Origin of the sequence: Bradyrhizobium sp. CCGE-LA001 (genome assembly GCF_000296215.2) — a bacterium.
Lineage (GTDB): Bacteria > Pseudomonadota > Alphaproteobacteria > Rhizobiales > Xanthobacteraceae > Bradyrhizobium.
Genome location: NZ_CP013949.1, coordinates 3,537,939 through 3,554,878, shown reverse-complemented (window position 1 = coordinate 3,554,878; position 16,940 = coordinate 3,537,939). Strand labels below are relative to the sequence as shown.

Below are 16,940 nucleotides of genomic sequence, written 5' to 3'. Positions count from 1 at the left end.
TCAGAACTTCGCTGTCGTGACGACGTAGAAGGCCCGCCCCGGCGCAACCGCCACGAACGGCACGTTGCTGCGATAGAACGAGTCGTAATAGAGCTTGTTGGTGAGGTTCTGCGCGTAGAACTTCATGGTCCAATTCTGGTCGATCTTCTTCTCGACGAAGGCGTCGAAACGCCAGTAGCTCGGCAGCTCGTTGGTGTTGGCCGCGAAGGTACCGCCATAGACCTTGGAGCGGTACACCGCCTGCCCGCCCAACTCCCACCCGCCGTCGAACTTGTACTTGGTCAGCATGCTGAACGACTGGTGCGCGATGTTGGCGAGCTGGAGGCCGATGTTGGTGGGAATGTTGCTCTGCGTGACCTTCGACTGCATCAGGACCAGGCCACCGAAGATGCTCCAGCGATCGGTGATCTTGCCTTCGGCTTCGATGTCAATGCCCTGGATACGGTAGGCCGCGTTGGCGGTGAGCAGACCAGCGGCGTTGGTCTCGCGCGCATTGTCCTTGGTGGTCTGGAAAAGCGCACCGGTCACCAGCAGGTGGCGATCGGCAAGCTCCCATTTGGTGCCGAGCTCGATCGCCTTGTTGCGCTCGGGCCCGAGCAAGAGCGTCGCGTTGGGAGGAACACCGCCGTAATCGGTGGCCGTCGCGTCAAGCTCCGAACCGAACGGGTTGGCCGAGGTCGCGTAGGCCGCATAGATGCTGCCAATCGACATCGGCTTGTAAACCAGGCCGACGTTGTAGTTCACCAGGTCGGCGTTCTGCTTCACATAGCTCGCATTGTTCGACGCGCTCTGGCTATAGCCGTCATAGCGGACGCCGCCATTGACGATGATCGTGTCCTGCCAGTTCGCAGTGTCCATGACATAGACGCTGCTGGTGTTAACGCCATAGCGCGTCGGATTGCCGACCAGCGACGGTATGCCGAAGGGAATGTAGGTGAACTGCGGAGAGTAGAGATTGACGTTCTGGACGGCGCCATTGCTCGTGAAGCCGGCGCCGTTGAGCTCCGATGCAAGGCCGGCATAACGGTCGATTGAGATGTTCTCGTTCGAGTATTCGACGCCGAACACCGCGGTATGCTTGACCCCGCCGGTGTCGAGCTTGAACGTGGCCTCGTTCTGGTTGGCCCAGACGTCAACGTTCTGGTAGCGGCTCTGCGCGCTCGCCGTCGTGGTCCAGAGCAGCGGATTGGGGCTGGTCGTGTTCGGGTTCTGCGGCAGCGTACCGATGTAGTTGAGCACCGAGTGCTCGCCGCGCACCTTGCTCGTGAGCGTGATGGCTTCATTGACCCGGTACTCGATCGTGCCGGTGCCGAAATCCTGCCGCGCGGTCTGGAAGTCGCGGTTGAGGAAGCCGTACCAGTTGCCGCGCGGAATGCCGGCCGAAGTCACCGGCACGTTGCCCTGCTTGTAATAGGGCACGCCGAAATCGGGCAGACCGCTGAGATCGGTGTGGACGTAGTTCGTCGTGATCTTGATGTCGCTCGTTGGGGTGTACTTGGTCGAGATGAAGCTGCCCCAGCGATTGTCGGTCACGTAGTTGCGACCGGCGACGTTGGCGTCCTGGAACAGGCCGCCGGTGCGCACAGAGAAGGTCGGATCGATGACCTGGTTGACGTCGAGTGTGACGCGCTTAGTCATGTCGGTGCCGAACTCGGAATCCACGCGCTGGAAGTTGCGATCACCCGCCTGCTTGGTGACGATGTTGATGGCGCCGCCGGCGGTGCCGCGGCCGGCATAGGAGGATGCCGGTCCACGCAGGATCTCGATCTGCTCGGTGAAGAAGTTCTCGCGGATCGAGACGGCGGGATCGCGGATCCCGTCGATGAAGACGTCGTTGCGTGCGTCGAAACCGCGAATGAAGAAGCGGTCGCCGAACGCGTTGCCGCCCTCGCCCGAGCCCAGCGTGACGCCCGCGGTCGATCGCCCGATCTCCTTCAGCGTCGTCGCGTTCTTGTCCTCGAGCACTTCCTTGCTGAGCACCGTGATGGACTTCGGCGTGTTCAGCATCTTCTCGGGAAACTTGCCCGAGGCCTGGACGTGGTCGACCTTGTAGGGCGCGGCAGGATCGGCATAGGGATTGCCATCGGGCGGTCCGGACGGCGTGGTGGGTGCCGTCTGACGGGCCTGCTGTCGCTGCGCGGCACGGCGCAGCGCGTTGCGGGCGCGGACCTGCTCCGGCGAAGGCTTCGAGGTCACCGGACGCGGACGCTGCACAGGAGCATCGACCGTCACCGGGGGCAGGCTCGACTGCTGCGCCTCAGCGCCGCTCGACACCGTCGCGACGGCGAGCAAGCTTGCAACGGCGGAGACTGTCTTGCCCGCGGCAGCATCGAAGTTCTTGTCGATAGACTTTCTTGACGCAGCCGAACGCAACGACCGCGGTGACCTCATATTCCCCATTTCACGCCCCACTATTGCACGACGATTGGTCGCATTGCGACAACTCGACGCAACGGTGCTATCGGGCGTGTGAACAGGGGTCAACGCGATCAGGGCAACATTCCGACTGAATCCGTCCATTTCAAAACGATTCTAATCTCGACGGGCGCCGCAGCTTCAAACGGTTCTAAAGTTGAAGCGTTCTAATCTGCATTTCGATTGCCGCGCTCCGCAGCGCTTCCATCAGCGCACGGAGTGATGCGCGTGATCGAAACGGAGATGCCGACAACAATGCGGTCCTATCGGTCGAGCAAAATCAGGTCAATGCAACTCGCCCGTCCGCAGATTTGAATTTGTCCAGATCGGCCGTGCTGAGATTTCAAACAGTCGAGGTGCCCGAACCCCACTCAGTCGCTGCTCGGCGGCTTCATCAGCGAGAACAACTCGTCGACAGTCTTCTGCGCGACCGCACGCACGCGATCGGTGCTGTCCATGCCCGCGATGTTGACGCCGTTGACGACGGCTTTGATCTCGTCGCGAAAGTCGGTGAGGAAGCGCAAGGGATCGTGCTGCTCGTTGGCGACGCGCGCGATCAGCCCCGTGATCAGGATCTGACACGCGATCAACTTGCCGTTCAGTTCGTCCATTCCTTGCGCTCCCTTCGTGGCGGCGCCGATATGGACGATGCCGAATTTCCTGACAACCGAAACCGCGTGCGCGCGATTTAGAACCGTTCTCGCAATGCTTCGACCTGCACGGTACACACCGTCAGCGTGCATTGTTCGGCAAAGACACGCCGCATCGGCGGACGGATGGAAATCGCAATACTGCGCACGCCCGCGCCAGCGACTGCTCCAAGCGGTGCAAAGCTTTCCAATTGTTTAGGATTCTCGACCGATAGTGCTGTTTACACTGGAACTTGGCGTGTATTATACAAGCCCGCTGGAACCGTATGATTGCCCCATAATTCGTAAGTTAGGGCACAAGAGCCGACACGAGACAATATGAAAAAGTCCCGGCCGATCCTCTGGATTCTGATCATCGCGGCCGTGGCCTCCGCAGGTTACTATGGGTGGGAGAAATTCCGCTCGGCCGGAACGACCCGGACAGCACAGAAGGCGCCGCCTCGCCCGTCCGCCATTCCCGTCAGCGTTGCGCCGGTCCAGAAGACCGATTTTCCGGTCTACCTGACCGGTCTCGGCACGGTTCAGGGCTTCAATACCGTCCAGGTCCGCAGCCGGGTGGATGGGCAGATCACCAGGCTTGAGTTTAAAGAGGGCCAGATCGTCCAGCAGGGCGAGCTGCTGGTCTCGATTGATCCCCGCCCCTATCAGGCCGCGCTCGACCAGGCCAAGGCCAAGAAGGCGCAGGACGAGGCGAACCTCGCCAACGCCAATCTCGAGCTCCAGCGCGCCATGAAGCTTGGCGAATTCTCCACCGCACAGCGGGTCGACACCCAGCGCTCCACCGTCGCTCAGCTCACCGCCCAGATCGCCGGCGACGAAGCCGCGATCGTCAACGCCCAGACCCAGCTCGACTACACGCAGATCAAGGCGCCGATCACGGGCGTCGCTGGGCTCCGCCAAGTGGACGTCGGCAACATCGTCAACGCCTCGACGCAGACGGGCATCGTCACGATCTCACAGGTCGAGCCGATCTCAGTGATCTTCACGGCGCCAGAGGACCAGCTCCCCTATATCAGCGAAGGCCAGAAGGCCGGCGCGCTCAAGGTCATCGCCTTCACGACGGACGGCAAGAAGACGCTGGCCGAGGGCAAGCTCGCCGTCATCAACAACCAGGTCGACACCACCAGCGGGACGATCCGGCTCAAAGCGGTGTTCGAGAACAAGGACCACGCGCTGTGGCCGGGGCAGTCCGTTTCGACGCGGCTTCTGGTGCGGACGCTGAAGGATGCCACGGTGGTTCCCGATGATGCGGTCCAGCATTCGACGAATGGTCTTTACGCTTATACCGTCAATCAGGACAACAAGGCCGAGCTGCACAAGATCAAGGTCCGTTATGCCATCGATGGACGTTCCGTCGTCGATGAAGGCCTGACCCCCGGGCAGCAGGTCATCACCGGCGGTCAGTTCAAGGTCCAGCCCGGAAGCGTCGTCTCGACAGCGGTGGCGAGTTCGGATCCGGCCCAGAAAAAGGTTCGACAGGAATGATCGGCGGCGGGATTTCGGCACCTTTCATCCGTTATCCCATCGGCACCTCGCTGCTGATGGCCGGCATTCTGTTCGTCGGCCTCGTCGCCTACCCTCTGCTGCCGGTCGCGCCGCTGCCGCAGGTGGACTTCCCGACCATCCAGATCACCGCCAATTTGCCGGGCGGCAGCCCCGAGACGATGGCCTCGTCGGTGGCACAGCCGCTCGAGCGGCAATTCGCCCAGATTCCAGGCATCGCACAGATGACCTCGACGAGCTATCTGGGCACGGCGTCGATCACCATCCAGTTCGACCTCAATCGCAGCATCGACGGCGCCGCCAACGACGTCCAGGGCGCCATCAACGCGGCCAGCGGCCAATTGCCGAAGAACCTGCCCTCGCCGCCGACCTATCGCAAGGTCAACCCGGCGGACGCCCCGATCCTGCTGCTGTCGGCAACGTCCGACACGCTGCCCTTGACCAGCGTCAGCGACGCCGTCGACGCCCAGCTCGCCCAGCAGATCAGCCAGCTCTCCGGCGTCGCGCAAGTGTTCATCGGCGGCCAGCAGAAACCGTCGATCCGCATTCAGATCGACCCGGCGAAACTCGTCGCCAAAGGCCTCTCGATGGAGGACGTGCGCAGCCAGATCGCCATCACCACGGTCGATAGCCCCAAGGGCAATATCGACGGCCCCAAACGCGCGTACACGATTTACGCCAACGATCAGCTCACCGACGCCAAGGACTGGAACGACGTCATCATCGCCTATCGCAATGGCGGCCCGCTCCGAATCCGCGACATTGGCCAGGCGGTCAGAGCCGCCGAAGACGCCAAGCAGGCGGCCTGGGCCAATGGCAAGCGCGGCGTATTCCTTGTCATCTTCAAGCAGCCCGGCGCAAACGTCATCGAGACGGTCGACCGCATCAAGGCCACCCTGCCCCGGCTGGTGGCCGCCATTCCGCCCGCCATCAAAATCGAGCTGATCAGCGACCGCACCGCGACGATCCGCGCCGCGGTCGAAGACGTCCAGTTCACGCTGCTGTTGACCATCGCCCTCGTGGTCATGGTCATCTTCATCTTCCTGCGTAGCTTCTGGGCCACCGTCATTCCCACCGTGACGGTGCCATTGGCGCTATTGGGCGCGTGCGCCCTGATGTGGCCGGTCGGCTATTCGCTCGACAATTTGTCGCTGATGGCACTCACCATCGCAGTCGGTTTCGTCGTCGACGACGCCATCGTGATGCTCGAGAACATCACCCGCTACATCGAAGAAGGCTACTCGCCGATGGAGGCCGCCTTCAAGGGCTCCAAGGAAATCGGCTTCACCATCGTCTCGATCAGCATCTCGCTGGTCGCGGTGCTGATCCCCCTTTTGCTGATGGGCGGTATCATCGGGCGCCTGTTCCGCGAGTTCGCCGTGGTGCTGGCGATGACCATCTTCGTCTCGATGTTCGTGTCGCTGACGCTGACGCCGATGATGGCTTCGCGCTTCCTGCGCGCTCACGGCGAAGTCACCCACGGCAAGTTCTACCAATGGAGCGAGCGCGCCTTCGACGGCTTGCTGCGCGGCTATGAGTATGTTCTGGACCACGCCCTCGCCTGGCGCCGCACCACGCTGGCAATCTTCTTCGCGACGCTCGGATTGTCGATCTACCTGTTCGTTTTGATCCCAAAGGGCTTCTTCCCGCAGCAAGACGTCGGCCTGATCACGGCGACTTCCGAAGCCTCGCAGGACATTTCGTTCAAGGAGATGGTCAGACGCCAGGAGCAGCTTGGCAAAATCATCCTGGCCGATCCCGACGTCGCCAGTGTTGCCATGTCGATCGGCGGCAGCGGCCGCGCCGGCAACAACGGCAATCTGTACATCACGCTGAAGCCCCGCGAACAGCGCGACGCCTCGGCGCAGCAGATCATCGCACGGCTGCGCCCGCAATTCGACAAGGTCGAGGGCGCCCGCCTCTACATGCAGGCGGCCCAGGACGTCCGGCTCGGCGGCCGCCCGACCCGCACCCAGTTCGAGTTCACGCTGCAGGACGCCAATCTCGACGAGCTCAACGAATGGGCGCCGAAGATCCTCGCCAAGATGCAAACGCTGCCGCAGCTGCGTGACGTAGCGACCGACCAGCAGACGCAGGGCACCACCGTCCAGCTCAAGATCAACCGCGACACTGCCTCGCGCTACGGCATCCAGCCGCAGTTAATCGATGACACGCTGTACGACTCCTTCGGACAGCGGCAGGTGACGCAGTATTTCACGCAGCTCAACACCTACAAGGTCATCCTGGAAGTCCTGCCAGAATTGCAGGGCGATCTCGAAACCTTGAACAAGCTCTATCTGAAATCGCCCCTGACCGGCGAGCAGGTGCCGCTGTCGACCTTCGCGACCTGGAGCACCGATCCGGTCCGTCCGCTGTCGATCAGCCATCAGGGCCAGTTCCCGTCGATCACGATCAGCTTCAACCTGGCTCAAGGCATCGCGCTCGGCCAGGCGACCGAAGCCGTGCAGCGGGCGATGGCCGAGCTCGGCACGCCGCCGACGCTCAATTCCAGCTTTCAGGGCACCGCGCAGGCGTTCCAGCAATCGCTCGGCACCGTGCCGCTGTTGATCCTGGCGGCTCTCGTCGTGGTCTATCTGATCCTTGGCATCCTCTACGAGAGCTACATCCATCCGCTCACGATCCTGTCGACTCTGCCCTCGGCCGGCGTCGGCGCGCTCGCGATCCTCATGGCGGCGGGCTTCGATTTCAGCCTCATTGCATTGATCGGAATCATTCTGCTGATCGGCATCGTGAAGAAGAACGGCATCATGATGGTCGACTTCGCGATCGCGGCCGAGCGCGACGAGCACAAGACGCCGGAAGAATCGATCCGCCAGGCGGCGCTGCTGCGCTTCCGGCCGATCATGATGACGACGATGGCCGCGCTGCTGGGCGGCGTGCCGCTGATGCTCGGTCACGGCACCGGCGCGGAGATCCGCCAGCCGCTCGGCTACGCCATGGTCGGCGGCCTGATCGTCAGCCAGGCGCTGACGCTGTTCACGACGCCGGTCGTCTATCTCTATCTCGACAAGCTCAACAACTGGTTCTCGACCTGGGGCCGCTCGGGTGACGGCGAAGGCGACGAGACGCCCGCGCACGGCACGGTCAAGGAAGCCGCCGAGTAAGCTTGCGCCGCGCCTCCCGCGACGCTACAGCGGGACTTTCGGTTCACGCCAACGCGGTTCGCCATGCTCATGCAATCCAGACTTGCCGCCCTCGCCGCCGCCGTCCTGTTGTCGACCGGCGTCGCGTTTGCCCAGCAGGGCGCCAAGAAGAACGCCGCTCCTGCTGCACCGGCCGCGCAGCCCGCGGCTGCCCCGACGCAAGCGCCGGCGGACGGCACACCGGGACAGCCCGGCTGGATCGTGCGCTGTACCAGCCCGAGCCGCGAGGCGCCGCTCGAATGCGCGATGGAGCAGAACGCGGTGCTGACCAAGACCGGCCAGACCGTCATCCTGATCAACATCCGCATCGCGCCCGACACACGCACGCCGATCGCGCTGCTTCAGTTGCCGCTCGGCCTCAACCTGCCCATCGGCGCCAAGCTCCAGGTCGACGAGGGCAAGACGTTCGATCTCCAGATCCAGACCTGCGAGAACCGAGGCTGCTACGCCTCCACACCGGTCGCGCCCGACCTGCTCGCCGCCCTGCGGTCGGGCAAGCAGCTCAGGGTCTCCTTTCAGAATATGGCCAAGGAGACGATCGCGATCCCGATGCCGCTGAACGATTTCGCGGCGGCCTACGACAAGATCAAGTAAGGGGTATCATCAGGTCACGATTTCGCTCGCCCGGAGCAGCGTCGTGAAGCCGCCGTAGATCATGCGCTTGCCGTCGAACGGCATGCCGTCCATCTTCAGCCGCGGGTCCTCCATCACCTTCTTGTTGATGGCGTCGCGGCTCTCCCGATCACGATAGACGATCCAGGCGAAGATGACGACCTCGTCTTCCTTCGCAATCACCGCGCGTGGGAACGAGGTGAGTTCGCCATAGGGAACGTCGTCACCTATGCATTCGACATAGTCGAGCGCGCCGTGCTCCATCCAGATCGCGCAGGCTGTCGTCGCCATAGCCTTGTAGGCTTTGATGTTGTCCTTGGGCACGGCGAGCACGAAACCATCGATATAGGGCATCACGGATCTCCTTGGGTTATGTGCCTCAAGGACGATGGAGTACGCGGCGATCCGACACGAAAATGCGATCTTCTGATGAGGCAAACGGTCGCGACCGGCGGCACGGCCAATCGCACGCCCCGGCCGCGGCTTCTTTGCGCTCACCCGCTGGTGCGGGACGCCAAGCGTGCATGGGGACGACATTCCACGCGGACTCGCAGAATGCTCGGACGGCTATCGTCGGGGAGCTGGCTGGGGAACCTGGATTCGAACCAAGACAAACAGAGTCAGAGTCTGTTGTGCTACCGTTACACCATTCCCCAAGGAATAGTCGAACAAATTCAATAACTTGCTGATTTGCCCGACTGTCGCCGGAAGCGCGTTTGGCGCAAATCACGGCTCAGGCGTGGCAGCGTTCTACCTGCTCGGCCCTGGGCTGGCAAGCGCTCCGGTGAATGGGTCGTGTCTCCTCAACAGCTGCAGGAGACCCAACCCTTCAGACGCCCCGCTGGCGAGTTGGCGCAGGGACTCGGGACCTAATCCAGCTTGATGTTCGCGGCCTCGATCACTTTCTTCCATCGCGCCGTCTCCGTTGCGATGTAGGCCGCGAACGGCTCGGAATCCAGCGCGACCGCGGTGGCACCGAGCTCGGCCATCTTCTGCACCGTCTCCGGCTGCTGCATGAAGGCACGGATCTCGGCCGAGACCTTCTCGACGATCGGCTTCGGCGTTCCCGACGGCACGAAGAAGCCGTGCCAGGCGACGGCTTCGAAGCCCGGCAGAAATTCGGCAACGGCTGGAACTGCCGGATCGAAGTTGGCGCGTTTCGGAGTTGCGGTCGCGAGCATCGCGAGCTGCCCGGTCTTCACTTGCGGCAGCAGCAGCGGCACGTTGTCGAAAGCGAGGTCGATCTGGCCGCTGAGCAGGTCGGTCAGCATCTGGCTCGAGCCCTTGTAAGGCACGTGCACCATCTTGGTGCCGGTCATCTGCTGGAACAGTTCGGCGGCAAGATGCTGCGACGTGCCGACCCCGGCCGAGCCGAACGAGATCTTGTCCGGGTTTGCCTTGAGATAGGCGATCAGCTCCGGCACCGTGCGCGCCTTGATCTTGTTGGGGTTCACGACGAGGACGTTGGGCACGACGCTGATCTGGGCGACCGGCACCAGGTCCTTGTCCGGCTGGTAGCTGAGCTTCGGCCCATAAAGCGACGGGTTGATCGCGAGCGCGGACGTGCTGGCAACGCCGATCGTGATGCCATCAGGCGCCGACTTCGCCAGCCGCGTCACGCCGAGGATGGAGCCGGCGCCGCCGACATTCTCGACCACGAACGGCTTGCCGAGCTTCGCCTGCAAATGGTTCGAGACCATGCGGGCGAGGATGTCGGCGGTGCCACCGGCGGCGAAGGGAACGATCACCGTCACCTGCTTAGAGGGATAACCGTCCTGGGCCTTTGCCGGCGAGGCCGCCAGCAGCACGAGTGAGGCAAGAACAAGCCACGTCGATCTCATCGAAGTTTCCTCTGTTTTCAATGTTGTTGATTGGTAGCCGCGCGCGAGCGAGCGGCGAAGAAGGCTAGAACGCGACCTCGTACATGTTCAGGATCGCATCCCGGTCGAGGTCGCGCGGATTGTTGTCGAGCAGGCGGCGAATGGCGTGGGCCTCATCCGCCATCACCGCGAGATCGGCGCGGGGCACGCCGAGCGCCGACAACCGCATCTCGATGCCGAGATCGGCGCAGAACTTGTAGGTTGCTTCGAACGCCAGCTTTGCATCGCCCCGCTCCGGCAACCCGAGCGCCCGGATCACTGCGACGGTCTTCGCCTCCACCGCCGGCATGTTGAAGGCCAGCGTGTGCGGAAAGATCACGGCGCAGGCGAGGCCATGGGCGATATGATGGCGCGTGCCGAGCGGATAGGCGACCGCGTGACCGGCAGTGGTATTCACCGGTCCGAGGCAATAGCCGCCATAGAGCGAGGCCAGTGCCAGGCCCGCACGCGCCTCACGATCGCCGCCATCGGCCACTGCCCGCTCGAGATACTGCCCGACCAGCCGCGCACCTTCGAGCGCGTAGAGGTCGATCGTCGGATGCGCCTTGCGGCTGGTATAGGCCTCGACACAATGCGCCAGCGCGTCGACACCGGTCGCCGCCGTGACTTCTTTCGGCACTGTCATCGTCAGATCGGGATCGACGATCGCGATGTCGGCCAGCATGAAGCGGCTCTGCACCGCCTGCTTGTTCTGGCTGACCGGATCAGTGACGAGCGCGCGGGTGCCCGCCTCACTGCCGGTCCCCGACGTGGTCGGGATCTGCATCAGCGCTACGCTGCGACCGGCCACCTTCTCCGGCCCGACGATGTCCGCGAAGGCCACATCGCTCGTGCACATCACCGCGACCAGCTTGGCCAGATCCATCGCGCTGCCGCCGCCGAAGCCGACGACGAGATCGGGCTTGAGATCCTTCGCCATCGCCACTGCCTTTTGGAGGTTGGGCAGGTCCGGCTCCGGCTTCACGTCGCCGAACACTTTCACCGTGCCCGGCAGCGCCAGCGTGTCGACACGGCGGGCGTTGAAAGCGTCGGAAATCACCAATGGCCGTCTTGCGCCAATCCGTTCGGCGAAGCGTGCCGCAGCGGCAATCGTGCCGCAGCCGAATTCGAGGACGGTCGGACGAAGGATCTCGATGGGCGTGAAGGCATTGGTCATCGTGCGCTCGGTCTCATGACTTGGATGCGGAGGCGCCAGCGGCCAGACGTTCGGCATAGTCGATGGCCTCGATCAGGCTGTGCTCGTTGGCGAGGCCCTTGCCGGCGATGTCGAAAGCGGTGCCGTGATCGACGGAGGTACGGATGATCGGCAAACCCAGCGTGATGTTCACGCCGGAGAGCTCCTGCCAGCGACCGGTGGCGGGATCGACCTGGAAGCCGAGCAGCTTGACGGGGATGTGACCCTGATCGTGATACATCGCGACCGCGGCATCGTACTGGCCGGCGCGCAGCTTGACGAAGATGGTGTCGCCGGGCACCGGGCCGACGACGTCGAGACCGTCGGCGACCGCCTTGGCGATCGTCGGTGCCGACACATCGATATCCTGCCGGCCAAACAGGCCGCCCTCACCGGCATGCGGATTGAGCGCGGCAATCGCGATCTTCGGCCTGGCAATGCCGAGCCGCCGCAACGCGTCGTTGGTGAGGTCGATCACCATGCGCAGGCGCTCCGGCGTCAGGCGTTTCGGCACATCCTCCAGGGCGACATGGGTCGATACATGGCTGACGCGCATGTTGCCATGAGCAAGCAGCATCACCGAGCCGCGCACGCCGGTGAGATGCGCAAGCATCTCGGTATGTCCGGGGAAATGATAGCCGGCCTTGTTGAGCGCCTCCTTGTTGAGCGGTGCCGTGACGATGGCGGAGGTCCGTCCCGCCTGCGTCAGGCGCACGCCCTGCTCGATCGCCTTGTAGGCAAAGCGGCCGCCGTCGGCGCTGAGCACGCCGGGCTTGATCGGCTCGCCTTCGGCGTCGGCCTGGAGGAAGCACAGATTGGGCCAGTCACGATCTTGGTTGCTGACCTCGGGAATGGCGATGTCGGCGCCGAGTGCCGCTCTTGCACCCTCGAGCGCCGCGCCGCTGCCGATGATCAGCAGACGCAAATCGCTCTTTGCGATCCGGTCCTTCAGTCCGACGCAGGCCTTGACGATGATCTCCGGCCCGATCCCGGCGGGATCGCCCATGGTGATGGCAAGATGCCGAGAGGTCATATCGGGCTCTCCATGTTGAGCAAATGATTGTCCCGGAGCAGATCGCGCCAGAGCGCGCTCGGCCCGAATGCACCGGACTTCGAGACCACGTCCACGCCGGACCACCGGCCTCCCTGCAGAATCGAGCGCGGCAAGCCCGGCACGATACGTCCCGTCACCTGGAGCGCATGCGCACCGAGGGCAACGCACGCGGCCTTCAGCGTCTCGCCACCGGCAACGATCAACGTGCCCGGCGGTTCGAGCGCCGAGATCAGCGTCGTCATTTCGCGCGCGATCCGCCGCGCCGCCTCGGCGCGACTGAGACCTTCCGCGAGTGAGAATTTGACCAGCGCCACGCCGTCCTCGGACAGCTTGCGCCGGACGGGCGCAGCGCCCTCGCCTTCCGCAAGCGCGATGGTCGCCGCGCCGCATGCCGTCAGCTGAGACGCAGTCGCAGGCTGGTCCGACCCGAACAACCCCAGTACCGGCAGCTTCAATTGGCCTGGCGCATCGGCGCGATGGCTGCGGGCGAGTGCGCCGGCGAGTCCGCCACTGCCGCACCATAGCACAGGCCCCGGCATGCGCTGTCCCATCGCGACGATCCGATCGAGATCGATGTCACTCTCGGCATCGAACACCTGGACGCCGCCCTGCGACAAGGTATCGGCCCCGCCCTGCTGCGCCGCGATGCCGTCCTGCCGCAATTGAGACAGCAGATTGTCACCGACCCGGTGCCAATCGCCTTGCACGGTGCGCGCGAATTGCTGGCCCCCGACGGTACGGCGCCCCTGATAGTCGAAGGCGGGCGCGACTACGCAGGACGCCCAATCGCCGCCGCGCAGGCAAGCGCCGAATTCGGCCGCCCACGCGCCACGAAGAAGACTATCGACCTTCTTGTAGGCGATCGTCGCTCCGCGAAGCTGCGGCGCCAGCCGCGCTACGATCTCAATGCTCTCGGCCTTCGATCGCTCGCGCGTCCCGCTATCGATCGCAAGGCTCGGAGAGGACGATACGACGGCCGCATCCGGCCATGTAACGTCGAACGGTCCGCACAGGCCGACGAACTCCGCCGCGGTGTCGAGCGCCCCGGTGAGATCGTCGGCAAGCAGGCGAACGCTCGTCATCGTCGCACACCTCCGGCCGCGAAAATCTTGCCCGGATTCATCAGGCCGTTTGGGTCGAGCAATTGCTTGATGCCCCGCATCAGCTCGATGTCGAGCGGATCGGTGACGCGGGCGAGCCGGCTGCGATTGGTGATGCCGATACCGTGCTCGGCACTGATTGCTCCGCCCTGCGCTGCGGTCTCGTCGTCGACGATCTCGTTGATCTCGGCCACCAAAGCGGCCGTTGCAGCGGACTCCTGGCAATGCGCGCGGTCGATCAGGGCGATCACGTGGATGTTTCCGTCGCCGATATAGCCGTGCATCACCACGTTCGCATGCGGAACCGCGGCCTTGATGCGGGCTTCGACATTGGTCACGAAGTCGGCCTGCCGCTCCAGCGGCACCACGCTGTCGTGCGACACGACATAGCCGCTGCGTTTGTTGCCCTCGGACACGCTGTGTCTGACAGCCCAGATCGCCTTGGCCAGCGCGAGGTTGGAGGCGAGGATGACGTCATCGGCGAGCCCAGCCTCCATCGCCTCCGCGAGCACCGTGGCAAGCGGCTCATTAAGGTCGATTCCTGCGAGTGTATCGGTCAGTTCGACGATCAGATACCACGGAGTCGTCAGCTCGAATGGAATGGTCACATGCGGCACGGTTGCGACGATGGCTGCGATCTGCGAGCGCGACATGATTTCGAGGCTGCCGAGCCGGTCACCTACCGCGCCGCGAAGACGCTGCATGATGTCGAGCGCCTGCTCGACGCCTTGCAATTTCAGCAGCGCCAGCGCCGAGCTGCGCGGCGGTGCGAACAACTTTAGCACAGCCGCGGTGACGATGCCGAGCGTGCCCTCCGCGCCGATGAAGAGCTGCTTCAGGGCATAACCGGTGTTGTCCTTGCGCAGCGCCCGCAGGCCGTTGAACACACGGCCATCGGGCAACACGACCTCGAGCCCGAGCACGAGATCGCGCGTCGGCCCATAACGCAGCACGGCCGTGCCGCCTGCGTTGGTAGAGACGTTGCCGCCGATCTGGCAGGAGCCCTCGGCGCCCAGGCTCAGGGGAAAGTAACGATCGACGTTGCGCGCTGCATTCTGCACCTCGGCAAGAATGCAGCCGGCTTCGACCGTGATCGTGTTGGCGAGCGGGCTGATGTCGCGCACGGCCCGCATGCGGTCGAGCCGGATGACGACACTGCCCGCCCGATCGTCCGGCGTCGCGGCCCCGCACATGCCGGTATTGCCGCCTTGCGGCACGATCGCGAGGTGCCTGTCGGCGCAGTATTTGACGACGGAAGCGACTTCGGAGGTGGAGCCGGGCTTCACCACCGCAACCGCTCGGCCGTGATAGCGTCCGCGCCAGTCCACCACGTAAGGCTCCTGGTCGGCTCCGGACGCGATGACATGCTTGTCGCCGACGATTGCGGCGAGATTGGTCAGCGCATCCTGGAAGGAGTCGGACATCGGATCGCCTCGCCGGCCGCGCCTAGAAAGCGGCAGCGAACGCGGTGGCATTCGCCAGCAGCGTTTTCAGCTGGTCGGGCTGCAAGGACTCTAGTGGCGGCCGCAGGCGCTGCCATCCGGCGTGCTTGGTGCGGTCGGCCGCCAGCGCCTTCAGCGAAGCCATCTGCGGAAACTGCGAGACCAGCTCGCGGGCTTTTACGATGCGCTCCTGCGCCGCCTTGAGGGCGGGATCGTCGTCGCTGTCGCGAAAATGCTTGTAGACATAGGCAAGACTACGCGCGACGAGATTGGAGGTCGCGGTGATGCATCCCGCGCCGCCCTTGCGCAGTAGCGGCAGCATCAGCGGATCGGCGCCGCCCAGGACGGCGAACCCGGGGAAACGCTCCACCATCGCCGTCATGTTGGCGAAATCGCCGGACGAATCCTTGATGCCGGTGAACGTCGCCGGATAGGTCTTGCGCAACCGCTCGATCAGCGCATGCGAGATCGGCTGCGCCGACATCTGCGGATAGTGATAGAGGACGACCTTGAGCCTTGCATCGCCGATGCGCTGCACGATCTCGCTATAGGCGGCATAGATGCCGTCATCGCTGACGTTCTTGTAGTAGAACGGCGGCAGCATCACCACGGTGTCGACGCCGACCGAAAGGGCATGACGCGTCAGTGCGATGGTGTCGGTGAGCGCGGCAACGCCGGTGCCCGGCAGTAACTGGTTCGGCTTGATGCCGCCGGCGATCGCGGCCTCCAACAGCGCCGTGCGTTCGGCGATCGAGAAAGAGTTCGCCTCCCCCGTCGTGCCCAGCATCGCGATGCCGTCGCAGCCTTCGTCCAGGAGATAGCGGCAGTGTTCGACGAAACGCTGATGATCGGGAACGAGCTCGGCATCGAGCGGCGTCAGCGCGGCAGAGAACACGCCATGAGGGTGCAGCGATGATGTCGACAATACTTCCTCCGATGGCGGATCGATGTTGTTCGGAATGCGAACATTTGTTATTGAGTTGACCTGTCGTAAAATCAGCGCGTCCCCGCGTCAAGGGCGATGGCTGTCCTGACGGGACACTCGGCATGACCAAGGTCGAAACCAAGGCCGCACGGCGCAAACCTGAAGCTGGCGCGCAGAATCCCAAGAATTACGTTGCTTCCGTCGGCAAGGCCTTCGCCGTGCTCAGGAGTTTCAGTAGCGAGGCCTTCGAACTCACGCTGAGTGAGATTGCCGCACGCGCCGACCTCGATCGCGGAACGGCATTCCGGCTAATCCAGACGCTGGTCGAGCTCGGCTACGTCCAGGCGGTGCCGCAAAGCCGCCGGTTCCGCCTTGGCATGGCCTGCCTCGACATCGGCTACACCGTGCTGTCGCATGGATCGCTGCGCACGATCGTCGAGCCGCTGTTGCGGGAGCTCGTGCCTGGTGTGGGCGACGCGGCCTCGCTCGGTATCCTCGACGGGGGCGATGTGGTCTATCTCGCGCGCGTCGGCGTCGGCCTCGACCGTCACAAGATGGACCGCCGGCCAGGCACGCGCATTCCCGCCTACAGCGCTGCCCTCGGGCACGTCTTGCTGGCCCATCTGGGGCGCGATGAGCAGATCTCGCGCCTGGAGTCACGGCCGCGCGTCAAATTGTCGGAGCGGACGCTCACCGATCTCGATGCCCTGCTCGCCCGGCTCGATCAGGTGAAGAAGAAAGGCCATGCCGTCTCGGACGGCGAGAACGCCTACGGCCTACGCACGCTGGCAACGCCGATCTTCGATGCGCAGGGCCTGGTGGTCGGCGGATTGAGCGTCACCATCGATGCGATGCGCATGGACATGCCCGCTTTTCGCGATGCGGCGCTGCCGAAGCTGACGCAGGTGACGCGGCAGGTGCAGGACGTCGCAATCAAATCGGGATTGACGCGATGAACGCGGGGACTTTTCGAACATCATTGTGAAAGCGCGAGCAGAACCTATATCGTCGAGGTGTCCCG

General features: G+C 63.8%; 13 protein-coding genes and 1 tRNA gene. 4 read left to right on the top strand and 10 right to left on the bottom strand.

The window, feature by feature from the left end:
* Positions 1–2,400 (bottom strand): TonB-dependent receptor, encoded by a 2,400-nt coding sequence (locus tag BCCGELA001_RS16285; protein WP_060735789.1) that lies wholly within the window; start codon positions 2,398–2,400, stop codon positions 1–3.
* 386 nt (positions 2,401–2,786) lie between these two features.
* The gene (locus tag BCCGELA001_RS16280; protein WP_008552445.1) at positions 2,787–3,026 is read right to left on the bottom strand and encodes a hypothetical protein; all 240 of its coding nucleotides are present in this window, start codon (positions 3,024–3,026) and stop codon (positions 2,787–2,789) included.
* Between the two features lie 357 nt (positions 3,027–3,383).
* Here BCCGELA001_RS16280 and BCCGELA001_RS16275 point away from each other — a divergent pair, with 357 nt between their 5' ends.
* The 3 genes from BCCGELA001_RS16275 to BCCGELA001_RS16265 all read left to right on the top strand — a co-directional run bounded on the left by BCCGELA001_RS16275 (position 3,384) and on the right by BCCGELA001_RS16265 (position 8,326).
* Positions 3,384–4,550, top strand: coding sequence for an efflux RND transporter periplasmic adaptor subunit (locus BCCGELA001_RS16275; RefSeq protein WP_060735788.1), 1,167 nt, complete (start codon positions 3,384–3,386; stop codon positions 4,548–4,550).
* The gene (locus BCCGELA001_RS16270) at positions 4,547–7,693 is read left to right on the top strand and encodes a multidrug efflux RND transporter permease subunit (protein ID WP_008552461.1); all 3,147 of its coding nucleotides are present in this window, start codon (positions 4,547–4,549) and stop codon (positions 7,691–7,693) included. The genes BCCGELA001_RS16275 and BCCGELA001_RS16270 overlap by 4 nt, the downstream gene beginning before the upstream one ends.
* A 63-nt stretch (positions 7,694–7,756) precedes the next feature.
* On the top strand, positions 7,757–8,326 hold the full coding sequence (locus tag BCCGELA001_RS16265; protein WP_060735787.1) for an invasion associated locus B family protein: 570 nt from the start codon (positions 7,757–7,759) through the stop codon (positions 8,324–8,326).
* Between the two features lie 9 nt (positions 8,327–8,335).
* Here the strand turns inward: BCCGELA001_RS16265 and BCCGELA001_RS16260 are convergent, their stop codons facing one another.
* The 8 genes from BCCGELA001_RS16260 to BCCGELA001_RS16225 all read right to left on the bottom strand — a co-directional run bounded on the left by BCCGELA001_RS16260 (position 8,336) and on the right by BCCGELA001_RS16225 (position 15,919).
* Complete coding sequence (locus BCCGELA001_RS16260; RefSeq protein WP_008552469.1) at positions 8,336–8,698, bottom strand: DUF1428 domain-containing protein; 363 nt, start codon at positions 8,696–8,698, stop codon at positions 8,336–8,338.
* 228 nt (positions 8,699–8,926) lie between these two features.
* A tRNA-Gln gene (locus BCCGELA001_RS16255) sits at positions 8,927–9,000 on the bottom strand.
* Positions 9,001–9,213: 213 nt separating this feature from the next.
* Entirely contained in the window at positions 9,214–10,185 is a 972-nt protein-coding gene (locus tag BCCGELA001_RS16250; protein ID WP_008552470.1) for a Bug family tripartite tricarboxylate transporter substrate binding protein, read from the bottom strand.
* A 64-nt stretch (positions 10,186–10,249) separates the two neighbouring features.
* Complete coding sequence (locus BCCGELA001_RS16245) at positions 10,250–11,380, bottom strand: iron-containing alcohol dehydrogenase (RefSeq protein ID WP_008552471.1); 1,131 nt, start codon at positions 11,378–11,380, stop codon at positions 10,250–10,252.
* 13 nt (positions 11,381–11,393) lie between these two features.
* A complete protein-coding gene (gene pdxA, locus BCCGELA001_RS16240) occupies positions 11,394–12,431 on the bottom strand; it encodes a 4-hydroxythreonine-4-phosphate dehydrogenase PdxA (protein ID WP_008552472.1) in 1,038 nt (345 codons plus the stop codon).
* Entirely contained in the window at positions 12,428–13,534 is a 1,107-nt protein-coding gene (locus BCCGELA001_RS16235; protein ID WP_008552473.1) for a four-carbon acid sugar kinase family protein, read from the bottom strand. Before BCCGELA001_RS16235 ends, pdxA begins: the two co-directional genes overlap by 4 nt.
* Positions 13,531–14,976 carry an FAD-binding oxidoreductase gene (locus BCCGELA001_RS16230; protein WP_060735785.1) on the bottom strand — a complete coding sequence of 482 codons (1,446 nt, stop codon included), beginning with the start codon at positions 14,974–14,976 and terminating at the stop codon, positions 13,531–13,533. Before BCCGELA001_RS16230 ends, BCCGELA001_RS16235 begins: the two co-directional genes overlap by 4 nt.
* A 22-nt stretch (positions 14,977–14,998) precedes the next feature.
* On the bottom strand, positions 14,999–15,919 hold the full coding sequence (locus tag BCCGELA001_RS16225; protein ID WP_060735784.1) for a dihydrodipicolinate synthase family protein: 921 nt from the start codon (positions 15,917–15,919) through the stop codon (positions 14,999–15,001).
* 122 nt (positions 15,920–16,041) lie between these two features.
* On the opposite strand from BCCGELA001_RS16225, the gene BCCGELA001_RS16220 reads away from it, so the two are divergent.
* The gene (locus BCCGELA001_RS16220; protein WP_008552485.1) at positions 16,042–16,875 is read left to right on the top strand and encodes an IclR family transcriptional regulator; all 834 of its coding nucleotides are present in this window, start codon (positions 16,042–16,044) and stop codon (positions 16,873–16,875) included.
* Positions 16,876–16,940 lie beyond the last annotated feature (65 nt).

Coding starts and splice junctions, on each gene's coding strand:
- BCCGELA001_RS16265 (WP_060735787.1), top strand. CDS start 7,757: ATGCTCATGCAATCCAGACTTGCCGCCCTCGCCGCCGCCGTCCTGTTG.
- BCCGELA001_RS16280 (WP_008552445.1), bottom strand. CDS start 3,026: ATGGACGAACTGAACGGCAAGTTGATCGCGTGTCAGATCCTGATCACG.
- BCCGELA001_RS16260 (WP_008552469.1), bottom strand. CDS start 8,698: ATGCCCTATATCGATGGTTTCGTGCTCGCCGTGCCCAAGGACAACATC.
- BCCGELA001_RS16275 (WP_060735788.1), top strand. CDS start 3,384: ATGAAAAAGTCCCGGCCGATCCTCTGGATTCTGATCATCGCGGCCGTG.
- BCCGELA001_RS16230 (WP_060735785.1), bottom strand. CDS start 14,976: ATGTCCGACTCCTTCCAGGATGCGCTGACCAATCTCGCCGCAATCGTC.
- BCCGELA001_RS16235 (WP_008552473.1), bottom strand. CDS start 13,534: ATGACGAGCGTTCGCCTGCTTGCCGACGATCTCACCGGGGCGCTCGAC.
- BCCGELA001_RS16285 (WP_060735789.1), bottom strand. CDS start 2,400: ATGGGGAATATGAGGTCACCGCGGTCGTTGCGTTCGGCTGCGTCAAGA.
- BCCGELA001_RS16270 (WP_008552461.1), top strand. CDS start 4,547: ATGATCGGCGGCGGGATTTCGGCACCTTTCATCCGTTATCCCATCGGC.
- BCCGELA001_RS16220 (WP_008552485.1), top strand. CDS start 16,042: ATGACCAAGGTCGAAACCAAGGCCGCACGGCGCAAACCTGAAGCTGGC.
- pdxA (WP_008552472.1), bottom strand. CDS start 12,431: ATGACCTCTCGGCATCTTGCCATCACCATGGGCGATCCCGCCGGGATC.
- BCCGELA001_RS16245 (WP_008552471.1), bottom strand. CDS start 11,380: ATGACCAATGCCTTCACGCCCATCGAGATCCTTCGTCCGACCGTCCTC.
- BCCGELA001_RS16250 (WP_008552470.1), bottom strand. CDS start 10,185: ATGAGATCGACGTGGCTTGTTCTTGCCTCACTCGTGCTGCTGGCGGCC.